General features: G+C 66.6%; 13 protein-coding genes. 1 reads left to right on the top strand and 12 read right to left on the bottom strand.

Translation table 11 applies throughout. The features are described from left to right. Window position 1: 1 nt before the first annotated feature. From AB0M74_RS23490 to AB0M74_RS23470, 5 genes are all read right to left on the bottom strand, one after another. Window positions 2-1,003 (bottom strand): zf-HC2 domain-containing protein, encoded by a 1,002-nt coding sequence (locus AB0M74_RS23490; protein WP_366528420.1) that lies wholly within the window; start codon window positions 1,001-1,003, stop codon window positions 2-4. After that, the gene (locus AB0M74_RS23485) at window positions 1,000-1,869 is read right to left on the bottom strand and encodes an ABC transporter ATP-binding protein (protein ID WP_366528419.1); all 870 of its coding nucleotides are present in this window, start codon (window positions 1,867-1,869) and stop codon (window positions 1,000-1,002) included. Before AB0M74_RS23485 ends, AB0M74_RS23490 begins: the two co-directional genes overlap by 4 nt. Beyond that, complete coding sequence (locus AB0M74_RS23480) at window positions 1,866-2,993, bottom strand: iron ABC transporter permease (RefSeq protein ID WP_366528418.1); 1,128 nt, start codon at window positions 2,991-2,993, stop codon at window positions 1,866-1,868. Before AB0M74_RS23480 ends, AB0M74_RS23485 begins: the two co-directional genes overlap by 4 nt. A 3-nt stretch (window positions 2,994-2,996) precedes the next feature. Then, window positions 2,997-4,043 (bottom strand): ABC transporter substrate-binding protein, encoded by a 1,047-nt coding sequence (locus AB0M74_RS23475; RefSeq protein WP_366528417.1) that lies wholly within the window; start codon window positions 4,041-4,043, stop codon window positions 2,997-2,999. Between the two features lie 231 nt (window positions 4,044-4,274). Then, window positions 4,275-4,862, bottom strand: coding sequence for a helix-turn-helix domain-containing protein (locus AB0M74_RS23470; protein WP_366528416.1), 588 nt, complete (start codon window positions 4,860-4,862; stop codon window positions 4,275-4,277). A gap of 98 nt (window positions 4,863-4,960) precedes the next feature. On the opposite strand from AB0M74_RS23470, the gene AB0M74_RS23465 reads away from it, so the two are divergent. Further along, window positions 4,961-5,377, top strand: coding sequence for an STAS domain-containing protein (locus AB0M74_RS23465; RefSeq protein ID WP_366528415.1), 417 nt, complete (start codon window positions 4,961-4,963; stop codon window positions 5,375-5,377). 27 nt (window positions 5,378-5,404) lie between these two features. Here AB0M74_RS23465 and AB0M74_RS23460 read toward each other — a convergent pair whose 3' ends face one another. From AB0M74_RS23460 to AB0M74_RS23430, 7 genes are all read right to left on the bottom strand, one after another. Further along, window positions 5,405-6,370, bottom strand: a complete 966-nt coding sequence (locus tag AB0M74_RS23460; RefSeq protein WP_366528414.1) for a DoxX family protein — start codon at window positions 6,368-6,370, stop codon at window positions 5,405-5,407. Window positions 6,371-6,507: 137 nt separating this feature from the next. Further along, window positions 6,508-7,359 carry an alpha/beta fold hydrolase gene (locus AB0M74_RS23455; RefSeq protein ID WP_366528413.1) on the bottom strand — a complete coding sequence of 284 codons (852 nt, stop codon included), beginning with the start codon at window positions 7,357-7,359 and terminating at the stop codon, window positions 6,508-6,510. A gap of 228 nt (window positions 7,360-7,587) precedes the next feature. After that, entirely contained in the window at window positions 7,588-9,339 is a 1,752-nt protein-coding gene (locus tag AB0M74_RS23450; RefSeq protein ID WP_366528412.1) for an amidohydrolase family protein, read from the bottom strand. Window positions 9,340-9,345: 6 nt separating this feature from the next. Further along, complete coding sequence (locus AB0M74_RS23445; protein WP_366528411.1) at window positions 9,346-11,001, bottom strand: class I adenylate-forming enzyme family protein; 1,656 nt, start codon at window positions 10,999-11,001, stop codon at window positions 9,346-9,348. A 33-nt stretch (window positions 11,002-11,034) separates the two neighbouring features. After that, window positions 11,035-12,075, bottom strand: a complete 1,041-nt coding sequence (locus AB0M74_RS23440; protein ID WP_366528464.1) for an NAD(P)-dependent alcohol dehydrogenase — start codon at window positions 12,073-12,075, stop codon at window positions 11,035-11,037. Further along, window positions 12,075-13,226 carry a serine hydrolase domain-containing protein gene (locus AB0M74_RS23435; RefSeq protein ID WP_366528410.1) on the bottom strand — a complete coding sequence of 384 codons (1,152 nt, stop codon included), beginning with the start codon at window positions 13,224-13,226 and terminating at the stop codon, window positions 12,075-12,077. The genes AB0M74_RS23440 and AB0M74_RS23435 overlap by 1 nt, the downstream gene beginning before the upstream one ends. Window positions 13,227-13,233: 7 nt before the next feature. Continuing rightward, complete coding sequence (locus AB0M74_RS23430; RefSeq protein ID WP_366528409.1) at window positions 13,234-14,616, bottom strand: NAD(P)-binding domain-containing protein; 1,383 nt, start codon at window positions 14,614-14,616, stop codon at window positions 13,234-13,236. Between the last annotated feature and the right edge of the window lie 127 nt (window positions 14,617-14,743).

Raw genomic sequence — 14,743 nt, 5'->3', positions numbered from 1 at the left:
GTCAGGCGGCGGGATCTCGGGTCGATCTGAGGTGGCCGGTGCGACGGCCGAGCTGGGCACCGGGCGGCAGGACCAGTTCGGCGGGTGGGCTGTTGGTGGTGCGCGAGGGCGGTGAGGTGTGCGGCCGTCGGGTGCGGTGCACGACAACGACCAACACGAGCGCGACCACGAGGACACCGTGAGAGAGGGCACGCGACAGCGGCACGACCCCCGAGTTCAGATCGCCGATCACGAACGCCGTCAGCGTCGCGACCAGAACACCGAGCACCGGCAGCACGCCCGAGGTCGCGTACGGCCGTAATGCGCAGTAGAGGAAGCCGATGCCGATCGCGAGGCTCCACGCGGTGCTCTCGTTCAGCAGGTGCCGCGTCATGTCGCCGCCGTGCTGATGGCTCATGCCGAAGTCTGCCCCCGCGACCTGGCCGATCGCCACGCCACACTGCACGACGCCGAGCATGCCCAGCAGCAGCCGGGGCCATGCGGTGCGCGCGGAGGTCAGCGCGGTGCGCCAGGATGCGAACAAGGCGGTCGGCCACGAGATGAGCGACGGCTGCGGCCGCTCCAGGTCGGCGGCGGCGAATATCGCGGCCGTGAGATCGGGTGCGTACCCGCGGCCACGGCGCAGCAGCCGCGTGGTCTCCACCGCCGCGATGTACCAGGAGCAGCACTCGATGCACTGTTCCAGATGCTCGTCCACCCGCGCCGCGGGAACGGTTTCGCGTTCACCATCGATCCGAGCAGACAATGCCGTCCGGCACACTTTGCACTCCACGTCGAGATTGTCGTCCAGGGTGAGACCGAAGTTCCCCGCGCCCACGTCGAGCTCGCCGCGGTATGCGGCCGCACGGTCCGGGCGCGAGTGGCCGGCGTTCGGGAAATCCGTATCGCTGCAACCCGCCTCACCATCCATCACGGCGTCGAGGGCTGAGCCCCTCTCGTCGAACCGGACATGGTCGCGGAGCCGCCCGCGCAGCGCTGTCCCGCGCGTCGAGGTCGATGTCATGGCTGGGGAGCGAGGGGGTTGGCGGCGTAGCTGATTCGGATGGTGTGGTCGGCGTGGCGGGTGGTGGTGGCGATGACACCGAAGACGGTGCGTAGGAGGGCTGGGGTCATGACATCGAGGACCGGGCCCGCGGCGACGACGCGACCGTGGTTCAGGACGACGAGCTGGTCGCAGTAGCGGACGGCCAGGTCCAGTTCGTGCAGAACGGCGAGCGTCGTGATGCCGGTGGAGCGGACCAGGTCGAGCAGTTCGAACCGGGCGCGGACGTCGAGGTGGTTGGTGAGTTCGTCGAGGACCAGCAGGCGTGGACGTTGCGCGAGGGCTCTGGCCAGCAGGACGCGTTGGCGCTCACCGCCGGAGAGCGCGCCGAAGGAGCGGTCGGCGTAGGCCGTCACACCGGTTTCGGCCATCGCTTTCCTGACGGCCGCGCGATCGCCGGTGGTATCGCGGCTGAACAACGCGTGGTGCGGGTTGCGGCCCAGCTCGACCATTTCCGTGACGGTCAGCCCCGGTGCTCCGGCGCCACTCTGCAGCACCGCCGCGGTCGTGCGCGCCGCGGTGCGCACGGGCATAGCGGTGACGTCGGTCCCGTTGATCAGCACCGCCCCACTGTCGGGTCGCAGTGAACGGTAGATCGTGCGGAGCAGGGTTGTTTTTCCGCTCCCGTTCGGTCCGACAACGCCGACAACCGAGCCCGGCGAGACGTGCATCGTCACCGCATCGAGTGCGGGAGAGTCGCCGAACATGACGGTCACTCCGGTCATGGACAGTTCGGCGGTCGGTTCGATCGCGCCGCCGGTGTCCCTGCTGTTGTCGCAAGCGACAGTTGTTCCGGCAGTGGCTGATTCAGTGGTGTTCTCGGTCATGTTCGACCTCCGTCGCGGCGCAGCAACCAGAGGAAGAACGGTGCGCCGAACACGGCGGTGAAGATGCCGAGCGGTAGTTCGTCGGGGGCACCGACTGTCCGTGAAAGCAAGTCCACCGCAACGAGATAGGTGCCGCCGAGCAATGCCGACAGCGGCAGCAAGCGGCGGTGGTCCATACCGCAGCTCAGGCGCACCAGATGCGGAATCATCAAGCCGACGAACCCGATTCCGCCCGCGACCGCGATCAGCGTGCCGGTCAACAGGGACGCCAGCACCAGCAAGAGGATCCGGGTCGTGCGCACATCGACGCCGAGGGCGGTGGCTTGCTCGTCGCCGGTGCCGAGCACATTCAGCCGACGGCCGAAGGCCAGCACCACGGCGACGACGAACAACACCACCGCCGTGACCGGACCCAGGCGCTCCCAACTCGCCCCGGCGACGCTGCCCATGGTCCAGAACATCACCGCGCGTAGCTCGTTGGGCGTTGCGCGTAACTGGAGGTAGTTCGTCGCCGCCAGTAAGAGGTAGCCCACAGCGACACCGGCCAGTACCAGGCGGGTCGGCACCACAGTGCCGCGGTGCTGCCCGAGCACGAATACCACTGCCGCGGTGAGGATCGCGCCGAGGAACGCGGCGGTGGAGACGCCGACGTCGCCGAGTGCGGCTCCCGCCGAGACCATCACCGTCACTGCGCCGAGCGAGGCACCCGAGGACAGGCCGAGCACGTAGGGGTCGGCGAGTGGATTATTCACCAGCGCCTGCAGAATCACCCCGGAGACGGCCAGACCGCAACCGCACAGCGCGGCGAGGAAGACGCGCGGCAACCGATAGTTCCACACGATCTGGTCGACGGTGAACCCGACACCGGGTGTCTTACCGCCGACATGGGCGAAGATCACGCGCCCGGTATCGGCGAGGGAAACGGTGACCGATCCGGCGCTGACCGACACCAGCATCACCGCGCACAGCACGCCCGCCGAAACGGCGATCGCGACGGGCAGCGGAGTCCCGGCGAAGGGCGCGCGCGTTCGGTTCGACCGGCTGCCACGCGAGAGCCGGGAGCCCAGGCGTTGCAGAGCGGACCCCGGCGCGCGCGGAGACGACGCAGTGGCGATGGCTGGCATCGGTCAGAACTGCTCGGGGTGCACGAGCCGGGCGATCTTGTCCACCGCGACGTCGTTGCTGGGACCGAGATAGATCGAATCCGACAGCACCACAGAGGTTTTGTTCTTGGAGGCATTCCATTGCGGGAACTGATCGAGGATCCGCCCGACGGCCGCGTCGATATCGGGATTGCGATAGTTCACCACGATCACACCGTCGATCGGCGTCACGGCGAGCTGTTCCTTGCTGATCGTGACGAAGGTGGTGCCGTCCGTGCGATTGAACGGGTTCACCGCACCGGCCTTGTCGATGATGTCGTTCCAGATTCCGCCCGCCGCGATGGCCGAGAAATCGCCCGCGTCACCCATTCCCATCCCGGGAAAGACGAGCAGCACGTTCTTCTTGGGCGCCCCGGTGACGGTGGCGACCGTGCCGGCGATCTTGCGCCGCGATTCGCCGATGAGTTGTTCGGCGCGGCCCGGTACGTCGAAGACCGCGCCGAGATCGCGTAGCATCGCATAGCTGTCCTCCACGGTGGGTGTTCCCGTCACCGCGCCGGTCACGCCGCAGTTCGCCCGTGGCACATAGGTATTCGCGCCCGCGGCGGCCAATTGTTCGCGGGTGGCGAAGCCCTGATCGGCGGCGAAACCGCCACCGCCGGTGGAGAGCACGAAGTCCGCATGCTGCGCGAGCATGGCCTCGCGCGGGATGTCCTGCAAGCTGTTGTACGCGATGGCGCCGGTGGGGACGGCGGCGATGGCCGCGGCGCGGCCGGGGATGTCGGAGGAGCCGTAGGACTGGGCATTGGCCAGGATCCGGTTGCCGACACCCAGCGCGATCAGCGACGAGACCTCGCCGACGGAACCGCCGTTCATGACGACCACGCGCTCGGGAGCCTCGGCGTAGGTGTAGGTCTTGCCGCAATTATCGAGGGTGATCGGGTATCGCGTGACGCCTTCGGTCGATGCGACGGAGCTGTCGCCTGCGGGGGAGGATTCGGGCACTGTGGTCGTACAGCCCGTGAGAGCGAGGATGGCCGCGGCCAATGCAGGCATGGTGGCGCGTTTCATGAGTCCTCCCGTGGAGTCCGCAGCGTTGTCCGCTGCCCGACTACTGAGTCGGAGGGGAGTGCCACTTGGTTCCCGCTCGCGCCCGAGATTCTCGGCGGCGATGATGCGCGTGCTCGCTCGGCCGCTGATGTGCCGATCGGTCGGTGCGGCACGACCGATCCGGCGCTTTCGCTACCGCTGTCGAATACCCGAGTCCGACCGCGCCCCTGTGGTGGCGGCGTTCGAATTCGTTCAAGCCGCGTCGCTGCGATACTGATCGATCAGTGCGACCGCCATGCGCTGAGCACGACGGGCGGCGCCGCGATCGCCCTCGGTCGCGGCAACGATCGAACCCTTCATCAGAATGTGCCAGGACCGGGCGAACTCCTCGGGATCCCGCAGGTCTGCTTCGATCGCTCGGGCGCGCACCACGTCACGAATTCGATCGAGATGCACGATGCTCGCCCGACCGGTCGGATGGTTCGGGCCCATTTCCACCAGCACATTGATGAAGGTGCATGCCTCGAAATCCGCGGTGGCGAACCATTCGTCGAACACATCGAAAATTGCCAGCAAACGCTCTTCCGGTGTGTTGCCACGCAAGTGCGATCGGTGCTCGACGAAGCCGAAGGTCCATAGTTGTTCGCGGCGCGCGAGCACCGCGATGACCAACTCGTCCTTTGTCCGAAAGTGCCGGTATAACGTAGCTTTTGCGATCCCGGCCTTGGCGATCACTTCGTCGATGCCGACATCTCGAATACCGCGTCGAGTGAACAACGCGTAGGCAGTGGCCAGAATTCGCTCGCGAGCGCCGACAACTGCGTCGTTGCCGGCAGTCATGGCCATACTGTATCCCTGTACAGAGCTGTGCGATCCTGCTTCACTAGAGAGACAGGTCTGTCCCTGTGTGCCAGCGACAGGCCTCCAGGAGTCAGCCGATGTCCAGCCGTGCTGTGAATGTTGTTGAGTACACCACTGTTTGTGCGTCCGGCGCAGCAGAGGCGATCCGGTTCTGTGTGAGCCGGCCGCGCGGTGACGTGACGCTGATCGAAGTCGCCGGTGAGATCGACCTGTGCACCGCGCCGACACTGCGGGAGAATCTGCTGCGTGCGTTCGGTTTTCAAGCGACCACCATGGTGGTCGACCTGTCATCGGTGACCTTCTTCGCCGCGGCCGGGATCACCGCGCTCATCGAGGTACTTGCCGAGGCCGAAAAGTCCGCGCGCCGAGTATTTTTGATCACGACGGGGCGTAGCGTCGGACGCATCATCGAGATCACCGGCCTTGCCTCGAGCCTGCATTGTGTCGGCTCGCTCGACGCCGCGTTGGCCGAAGGATACGAGGCGACGGCATAGCGCTGACGGCGACCGCTGTGGAGTAGATCAGCCGCGCCGTGCCTCGACACGATCGCGCGCCGCATCGGCGAAATGCGCCCCGCGCTCACGGGCGGTCGCCGCGAGTTCGGGTGCTCGTTCCTTCGCGATCTCGGCCCAATCCGAACCGTGCCGCCGAGCGGTCTCGGCGAGTTCGGGTGCCCGCTCCTTGGCGACTTCGGCCCAATCGGCGCCACGGCGCCTGGCGATATCAGCCAGGATCGCGGCCCGGTGTTTGGCGATCTCGGCCCATTCCGCTCCGTGCTCCCTGGCGATCTCGGCCCACTCCACGCCATGTTCCTTGGCGATCTCGGCCAGTTCGGCGCCCCGTTCTTTCGCCACATCGGCCCACTCGCCGCCGCGCTGCTGTGCGACGCCCGCGACCTCGGACCCCTTGACCGCGGCGATTCCGCTCCGCGCGCGCGTGCGTGCGCGCTCGGCGGCCTCTTGCGCGTGGCGCAGCGCCTCGCCTGCCGTACCTTCGGACGCGCCGAGGGGCAGCGCCGCGGAGACCGCAGCGGCGGCATTCTGGGCCGCCCGCCTGCCGCGCCAGCCCAGCGACGGCTTGCCCGCCGTATCGGCGGCCGCGATCATCAGACCACCGAGCAGCCCCATATCCTTCAGGAACGCATTGCGTTTGGCGGCCTTGCGGTCCGGATCCTGTTCGGCCCAGAAGTCCTGTTCGGTGACCGCCGCGGGGATCACGGTCGCGGCAAGTACCAGGGAGGCGAGCCTCGGCATCTTGCCCAGCGCCAACAGCACGCCGCCGGACACCTGAGCGATCGCATTGACCCGCACCACCGTGGCGGTATCCGACGGGAGCTTCGCGGCAAGATTGTCCGGCAGTCGCTCTTCACCGCGCTGCACGAGCGCGGTGGCGGCCTTGGCGCGCGGTTCCGGATGCATCAGGGTGTCGACCCCGTCGGCGACGAATGAGGCCGCCAGCAATGGTCGGGCGAGTCGGCGTAGCAACATGGCATCAAACCCTTTCTCGATGACTATCGACCGGGTTCCCGCAACATATGTCGTCAAACAACACCTGCTGACCTGCCTCTTCGCGTAAACGGCGCACCCGCGGGTGCCGCGACGGTCGGCCGGCGCTTCGAGTGTAGTCAGCTGTCGGACGTCGTTGTGGAGTTACGCACCTGAGTGGCGAGGAACGTGGTGATGACGGTCGTCACCGTGGTGGGGTCTTCGACCATGGGCAGATGGCCGCAGTCGGGGAGTTCTATTGCGGTGTGCGGGCGCAGGGTGTGATCGAGGCGGGCGCCCGCGCGGGCGGACAGGATGCGGTTCTGCTTGCCCCAGATGGTGCAGATCGGGGGAAAGCCCGCGGGCGGGCGGAAGGCATCGAGGTCGGCGAAGGTGGGGAAGTCCTGGACCAGGCCGTGCAGGGCTTGCAGGCGGCCGCGGTCGGACCAGTGCGCGCGCAGTCGGGGCGAGTGGTGCAATTTCTGGCGTCGGCCACGGTGCCCGAGTTGTTCGGTGACGATCCGGGAGACGATCACTTCGGGCAGCGCCAGCCTGCGGGCCAGCGGGCCGAGAGGAAGTCGGGCATCTGCCCATGCCAGACCGCCTTGGCGTCCGGCGCGGACGGTGTTCCAGGTCAGCGGGTTGATCAAGACCAGCGCCCGGACGACGGCGGGTCGCGCGATCGTGTAACGCAGTGAGGTGGCCGAGCCGAGGCAATTGCCGATGAGAACGACGTCCGTGAGGTGGTGCGCATCGAGGAAAGCGCCGATCATCGCGACATAGTCGTCGAGGCGGTAACCGTCGGCGGGTTGCTCGGATTCGCCATAGCCGGGCAGGTCGAGTGCGAAGACTTCGTGGTCGCCGCTCAATGCCGCGACCTGATCGTCCCAGATACGACGTTGGGTGCCCGCGTTGTGCAGTAGGACGATCGGCGGACCACTACCCACCCGGTCGAAGGCCACCGCCCGGCCCCGATGCGCGAATATCTCCACGTCGCCTCCTTGCGAGTGGCCGGCGATCATAGTGTGAACGTCGGTTATAGCTAAGGTAGCTCGAGCTCGGCTCCCGAGCGTGCGTATTGGGCCCTACGCTGCATAAATCGGAAAACCATCAGGGAGCGTGCCCCAGCCGAGTGCCTCGCACCCGCTCAGCCGTCGGCTGTCGCGCCGGCCCGACCACCAGGCCGAGGTGGCGTTGGTACGAAGCACTCGGGGTGGCTCTCAGCTGCCCGTCACGCCCGCTCGCAGGAATCTGCCGGTCCTCCTGGTACCGAGGACCGGGGCGGCTTCGCCGTTGCCGAAGACGTAGTCGCCGCCGATCAGCACCGCGGTGACGGTGGCGTCGTTCCGGTTGACCATGCGTGAGAGGTTGTCGAACTGGGCGATCGGAGCCTCGGCGTAGGCGTCGGTGGTCTCGTCGAGGTGTTCGGGATCGATCACGACCAGGTCGGCCCGGTCTCCGGTGCGCAGGTGGCCCGCGTCGATGCCGTACCAGTCGGCGAGTTCGCCGGTGATGCGGTGCACGGCGCGTTCCAGCGACAGGATCGGACGGCCCGCGCGCTCGGCATCGCGTACTCGACGGAGGAACCGCAGTCCGAAGTTGTAGAACGCCATATTGCGCAGATGCGCCCCAGCATCCGAGAAGCCCAGCTGCACACCGGGATCGGCGGCGAACCGGTCCAGTACCTCGGGTCGGTGGTTGGAAATGGTTGTCCGCCACCGAACCTTGCTGCCATGTTCGACGACGAGGTCGAGGAAGGCGTCGACCGGGTGCAGCCCGCCCCGATCGACCCCGACTTCGCCGAAGGTCTTACCGAGTACGGTCTGATCCGGACATTCGACGATCTCGGCATCGAAGAAGTCGCGATGCCAAACTCGCGGGCCGAACTTCTTGTCGTAGTCCTTTCGGAAGCGACGGCGGTAGCCTTCGTCGCGCAGCAGTTCCTTGCGTGCCTCGAGCTGGTCGGCCAGGTGCAGTGCGGCCGCGCCCGAACCGAACTCCTCGAACACCGGTAGATCGATGCCGTCGGAGTACACCTCGAACGGCACCGGCAGATGCTGCCACCGGAAGTCGCCGCCCAACGCGTTGAGCACCCTGGCGATCCACGGGAAGATATGCGCCACTGCGGGAATGGCTTTGATGTCGGCCGCGGAGAGCAGGCTGACCTTCAGTGGCTTGCGGAAGATCCCGACACTGCCGGCCGCCATCGCGACCAGGCTTTGCGGCCGCGCGACATCGGGACCGCCCTGCAATGCGCGGCCACGACGCCGCAGTACGGCGTTGAGCCTGCGTCGTTCCCGAGTGGACGCATAGGTCGAGGGCAGGGTGCGCGATCGACAGACTTCGCCGTCGAGCTTGTCGAACAGCAGTTGCTGCGAGGACATGCCGACGAAGCCCGCGTCCAGCGCCTCATCGAGTGTGGCCACCATAGCGTCGAGTTCGGCAGCGGTGGGCCGAATGTCCTTGCTGGTCGACCGTTCCAAGCCCATCCGCGCGGCACGGATATCGGAATGCCCGATGAACGCGGCCAGGTTCGGACCGAGCGGCAGCGCTTCCAACGCGTCGATGAACTCGTGCGCCGAAGTCCAGGTTTTGGTTTCGGTGACAGCATCGATCACATGTCGGCGTGGGATGGCTTCGACCCGGCCGAACAGGTCGCCGGCGTCGGCAGCCTCGACATGCACCGTCGACAGTGAACACGAGCCGAGCAGCACGGTGGTGACGCCATGGCGGACCGACTCGGCCAGCGACGGCGTTTGCAGTACCTCGACATCGTAATGCGTATGGATGTCGATCATGCCGGGAATCACCCACTTCCCTGCGGCATCGATGATGTGCGGGCAGCCGGTCTCGTCGAGCGGCTCGATCGAGACCGCGGCGATTCGACCGTCACGGATGCCGAGATGGCGGACCGCGGAGGGCGAAGCGGCGCCGTCGAACCAGCGGCCGCCCTTGATGATGGTGTCGTACATGTCTTCTCATACCTCGATACCGGTGCGCACAACCTTGCCGGTCGCATTGCGTGGCAGTGTTGTGGTGGTGATCCGCCAACGCGCGGGCACCTTGAAATAGGCGAGTCGCTCCTTGGCGAACTCGAGCAGCTCGTGTTCGGTTGTCGCCGTGTCGTTGTCGACGACGACCACCGCGGCGACCTGCTGGCCGAGATCGGCATCGGGCACACCGACGACGGCGCACTCGCGCACCGCGGGGTGTTCCTCGAGACACTGCTCGACCTCGGTGGGATAGACGTTCTCACCACCGCGCAGGATGAGATCGGAACGCCTGCCGGACAGGCGAAGCCTGCCCTGCTCCTGCACGCCGATATCGCCGGTGCGCAGCCAACGGTCGGGGGTGATAGCCGCGGCTGTCGCGGCCTCGTCCTCCCAGTAGCCGAGCATCACATAGGGGCTGCGCACGCAGATCTCGCCCTCGGTGCCTTCGGGGACGGCATTGCCCGCGGCGTCCCGGATTTCGATGGTCACACCGACGACAGGGCGGCCGACCGTATCCGGGAACGCGGCCAGCTCGGTGGGGGCGGCCAGGGTGGCGGCGGTACTGCATTCGGTGAGGCCGTAGCTGGTCACCAGTGCGGTCTTCGCCACCGGAAGTTGTTCGCGTAGCCGGTGTTGCAGTGCGGCCGAGGACGGTGCCGAGTTGAGCGAGAACGACGTCAGTGAGGACAGGTCGTAGCGGGATAGATCGGTTTCGAGCATCCGGCTCGCCATGGTCGGCATCGCGCCCCAGTTGGTGATGTGTTCGCGTTCGACCAGGTGCAGCACTCGATCGGCGTCGAACGAGCCCTGGTATATGACGGTGGTATCGCCGGTTACCATCCGCGGTATCACCAGGTTGTGCAGGCTGGCGATGTGGAACAGCGGTGAAGTGAGCAAGAACCGCCTGCCTTTCGGGCCGCCGTCGTCGGTGCGGCCTTGGAACGCGGCGGCCAGTGCGTCGTTGAAACGGTGATAGTCGATGACTGCCAACAGGTTTCGCTGGGTGTGCACCGCGCCCTTCGGGCGTCCGCTCGTGCCGCTGGTGTAGAGGATTACCGCGGGATCGTCCTCGGCGACCGGCGTGCGTGGCAGCTCACCGTCGTCGAATGCGGCGATCAGGGCGGGGAGGTCCTGCTCCATGGTCAGCACCGGAACCTGGATGTCCAGGTCCGCCAGCTGTGCGGCCCGCTTCGCGTCGACGATCAACACCGCGGGCCGGGTGTGGTCGATGCCGTAGGCGATCTCGCGGGGCGCCCACCAGGCGTTGTACCCGACGGCGATGGCGCCGAGGGCCTGTGCCGCCCAGAACGCGACGACCCATTCCGGTGTGTTCGCCGCCAAGATGCCGATCCGGTCGCCCTTTCCGACGCCATACCGCTCGCGCAGGGCGCGGGCCAGCGCGCCGACCGCCTGCGCGTGCTCGGTGTAGGACATCCTGCGATCCTCGGTGACCAGGTAGTCGCGGTCGGCCAACGCGATGGATGCCGCGAGAACCTCGCCGAGTGAACGGCCGCGATGCCGCATCACCGGCATCGGGGCGCCGAGCACCTCCTCGACCACCATGTCGAACTGTCCGCCGGGCCCGGTCAGCCGAGCGATTGCCGCGGCCGCCATGGCCTGCGGGTCCAAAGGCTGTGTCATGACATGACCTTCCTCGATAGTGATCGGACCTGCCTACGGCACCAGGACCGCACGGCCGGTGACGAGCCCGCGTTCCAGCCGGTCGAGCGCCTCGCGGCCCTCGGCAAGGTCATAGCGTTCGACTTCGACTCTGAGCTTGCCTGCCTGCGCGAGCGCGACGGAGCTGATCAGATCGGATTTGGTGCCGCCGTAGGACTTTCGGATCGATGCGCCCCACGGCCAGCCGGGTCCGCCTGCCGGGCCCGCGGTGATGTCCGGTGCGCCGCCCCCGAGCCCGATCATGCGATAGGCGCCGTTGGGCGCTACCGATTCCACGGCCAGGGTCGCGGTGTGATCGGTGCCGACGAAGTCGAAGACCGCCTCGGCGCCGCGCCCTTCGGTGCGGTCGAGGATCTCGCGGGCGGTGTCGGGTCCACCGATGAGTCCTTCGGCCGCGCCGCAGCGGGCGGCGAGGTCGAGTTTGTCCGCGCTCACGTCGACCGCGATCACGTGGGCTGCGCTGGTCGCGGCAAGGATCTGTACCGCGACGTGGCCGAGGCCGCCGATGCCGATGACCACCGCGACCGAACCCGGCCGCAGCTGCGCACGCGCACCGTTGATCGCGTGATAGCTCGACAGCGCGGCGTCGGCCAGCGGCGCGGCTTGGAGGAAATCCAAGTCACCGATCGGCACGAAGGAGGTGGCCGGGATCCTGATGTACTCGGCCATCCCGCCGTCCGGTCCCAGACCTGGGCACGGCGGCATCGCGGTGCGCCCAGCGGCGAGGCACACGTTCTCGTTGCCGCTCACACATTCCCGGCACACTCCGCACGACCAGCACAGGTAGACGATGCCGCGCTCACCGGCCGACCGGCCCTCGACAGCACTGCCGACGGCTTCGATGGTGCCCGCGACCTCGTGTCCGAGGGTCAGCGGTTCGTCGCGCATCTTGAAGGGGATGTGCAGCACATGCAGATCGGAGTGGCAGATGCCCGCCGCACCGACGCGCAGCAACAGGTCGGTGGGGCCGATCTCGGGGACCGGAACTGTACGCAGTTCCAGCACACCGGGATCAGTGAGTTGCAGCGCCCGCATCATGAGCGACCTCCTCGCACTACCGAAAACACCGAGCGCAGGTAGGCGTCGGCGCGGTCGGAGCCGATCAGCCCCGGCGCCATCTTGTTCATGGTGTAGGCGAAGGTGACTCGGTGCTCCAGGTCATTGACGACGATGGCGCCGCCGAACCCGGCCCACCAGCAGACGCGCCCGTCCGGGACTTCCGGAGCGGTTTGCGGCTGCGGCAGGCCGTAGCCGATGCCGAAGTGCAGCGGAAGCAGCAGCGCCAGATCCGCACCGTCGGACTGCTGTTCGAAGATCAGGTCGATCGTCTTCTCGGACAACAGTCTTCGGCCGTTCAGCTCGCCGCCGCAGGATACGAGCGACTGCACCTTCGCCACCGAACGCGCGTTGCCGTGGCCGTTGACCGCGCCGATCTCCGCCTGCCGCCATGCGGCGCTATTGGCCTCCGGAATATCCAACAGCGGGCTGGTGAGCGTCTTGACCAGAATGCTTTCCTGATCGAGCGAGGCCATATCGAATTCCAGCAGCGGCGGTGGCACCAACGGTGCGATGCGGTGGTGATGCTCTGGAGGGGTACCGATGTGGAAGTCGGCCGCCAGCGGTCCGGCGAGCTCCTCGGCGAAGAACTGCCCGAGACTACGGCCGGTGATACGTCGGATCACCTCGCCGATCAAATGTCCGTAGTTCAGGGCGTGGTAGCCCGACGCGGTACCCGGCTCCCACCACGGCGGTTGGGCCGCGAGGCGGGCGCTGGCCGCTTCGGTGTCGTAGATATCAGCGAGCTCGATCGGCCGCTGCCAGCCGGAGACACCGGAGGTGTGCCCGAGCAGCTGACGAATCTCGATGTCGCCCTTGCCGTTCGCGGCGAACTCCGGCCAGTAGTGCGCGACCTGCTGCCGCACATCCAGTTCGCCGCGATCCACCAGCAGCAGCGCGGACAGCGCCGTCATGGTCTTGCTGATGGAGAAGACGTTGACCAGGGTGTCCTCGGTCCATGGCGTGGTGCGCTCGATATCGCGGTGCCCGCCCCAGATATCGACGACCGTTTCGCCCTCGACGGTCACACAGATCGACGCGCCGAGCTCCTCGTCCGCAGCGATCCGATGCTCGAGTTCCTGGCGCACGGCCGCGAAACTGTCGGCGCAGAATCCCTTCGTTGTTGTCATCGCGGCCTCACACGCGCTCGAGTACTCGGGCAGGCACCGGCAGCGCGTTGCCCGCTGCGGCGGCACGTTTTGCGCCACTGGCCATCTCGCGCTTCATGTCGCGCACGTAGGCTTCGAATTCGATTTGGATGGTGTGCCGCGGCGAGTCGTAGTAGCGGCCGCTGCGGCGCTGCTCGGCGGCGCGGATCACCTCATGCATCTGCGGCTCCGACGGCGGGAGGTAGGTGCCGGTCAGGTAGGCGGCGACGAGCTTGCTCTGCTGTTCGGCGAAGTTCACCAGGGTCGGCAGCGGCTGTGCGAGGCCCATATAGAACAAATTGTCGACACCCGGCTTCATCATTTGCTTGAACAGCGGGATGCGATTGCTGCTGTCGGGCACCAGTTCCGGATCCGAGAAGAACGGGAAGCTGATGTGGTAGCCGGTCGCGCAGACGATGACGTCCACCTCTTCGGTGCTGCCATCGGCGAACTGCACCCGCTTGCCGGCCAATCCAGTGATGGCGGGCTTGAAGGCGATGTCACCGCAGCCCGCCCGGTGTAGGAACTCCTCACTGGCCGAAGGGTGTGCCTCGAACGGTTTGTGATCGGGTGCCGGCAGGCCGTAGAACTCCATATCGCCGCGGAATTTTCGTACGAACCGCTGCTTGAGCTTCATGCTGAGCTTGCGCGGAATCCACGGTGGCACCGATTGTTTGTCGCCGACCTTGCCGTGGACGTATTTCGGCAGCACCCAGACGCCGCGCCGTGCCGACACGGTCAGCCGCTCGGCGATGAAGCGTTGGGACAGCTCGGAGGCGATGTCGAGCCCGGAGTTGCCCATTCCGACGACCACGACCTTCTTACCGCGCATGTCGACCGGGTCGAATGGATCGTTATAGGCGTGGCTGTGGATGAGCACGCCGTCGAATTCGCCGGGATAGTCCGGGATATTGGGATCCCAGTGGTGGCCGTTGCACACGATCAGGGCGTCGTAGTCGCGGGTGCGGCCATCGCTGGAGGTCACCAGCCACCGGCCGTCGGGCTGCCGTTCGGCGGCGGTCACCAGGGTGTCGAACAGGATCTTGTCACGGAAACCGAAATGGTCGACATAGTCCTTGAAGTATTGGAACAGCTGCGAATGGTGCGGAAAGTCCGGCCAATCCTCGGGTACCGGATAGTCCTCGAAGGCCAAGCGCCACTTGGACGTATCGATGTGCAGGCTCTGGTAGCAGGCCGACATGCCGTTGGGGTTCTTGAAGTACCAGTTGCCGCCCACTTCGTCGGACGCCTCGAAGAGGTCGAACGGGATGTCGAAGTCCTGCAGGCGTTTGGCGGTGGTGATACCCGAGGGGCCTGCGCCGATGACGCAGACCTTGGGAAGCGTGCGTGGAGTCAATTCAGTAGTCCTCATTCGAAGCCGCCGTCACGGCTCGCAGTGGCGCCGGACACGGCGGGCGAGTGTCCGCAGCTGTGGTGCTCCGGAGTGACGTAGGCAACAACGTAACACTGGGTGGACTCTGTGTCTAGTGAATGACAGA

Origin of the sequence: Nocardia sp. NPDC051463, from assembly GCF_040681975.1 — a bacterium.
In the GTDB taxonomy this organism is placed as follows: domain Bacteria; phylum Actinomycetota; class Actinomycetes; order Mycobacteriales; family Mycobacteriaceae; genus Nocardia.
The sequence above is the reverse complement of the archived record's forward strand: the minus strand, read 5'-3'. Positions and strand labels throughout refer to the sequence as shown.

Coding starts and splice junctions, on each gene's coding strand:
- AB0M74_RS23490 (WP_366528420.1), bottom strand. CDS start 1,003: ATGACATCGACCTCGACGCGCGGGACAGCGCTGCGCGGGCGGCTCCGC.
- AB0M74_RS23485 (WP_366528419.1), bottom strand. CDS start 1,869: ATGACCGAGAACACCACTGAATCAGCCACTGCCGGAACAACTGTCGCT.
- AB0M74_RS23480 (WP_366528418.1), bottom strand. CDS start 2,993: ATGCCAGCCATCGCCACTGCGTCGTCTCCGCGCGCGCCGGGGTCCGCT.
- AB0M74_RS23475 (WP_366528417.1), bottom strand. CDS start 4,043: ATGAAACGCGCCACCATGCCTGCATTGGCCGCGGCCATCCTCGCTCTC.
- AB0M74_RS23470 (WP_366528416.1), bottom strand. CDS start 4,862: ATGACTGCCGGCAACGACGCAGTTGTCGGCGCTCGCGAGCGAATTCTG.
- AB0M74_RS23465 (WP_366528415.1), top strand. CDS start 4,961: ATGTCCAGCCGTGCTGTGAATGTTGTTGAGTACACCACTGTTTGTGCG.
- AB0M74_RS23460 (WP_366528414.1), bottom strand. CDS start 6,370: ATGTTGCTACGCCGACTCGCCCGACCATTGCTGGCGGCCTCATTCGTC.
- AB0M74_RS23450 (WP_366528412.1), bottom strand. CDS start 9,339: ATGTACGACACCATCATCAAGGGCGGCCGCTGGTTCGACGGCGCCGCT.
- AB0M74_RS23445 (WP_366528411.1), bottom strand. CDS start 11,001: ATGACACAGCCTTTGGACCCGCAGGCCATGGCGGCCGCGGCAATCGCT.
- AB0M74_RS23440 (WP_366528464.1), bottom strand. CDS start 12,075: ATGCGGGCGCTGCAACTCACTGATCCCGGTGTGCTGGAACTGCGTACA.
- AB0M74_RS23435 (WP_366528410.1), bottom strand. CDS start 13,226: ATGACAACAACGAAGGGATTCTGCGCCGACAGTTTCGCGGCCGTGCGC.
- AB0M74_RS23430 (WP_366528409.1), bottom strand. CDS start 14,616: ATGAGGACTACTGAATTGACTCCACGCACGCTTCCCAAGGTCTGCGTC.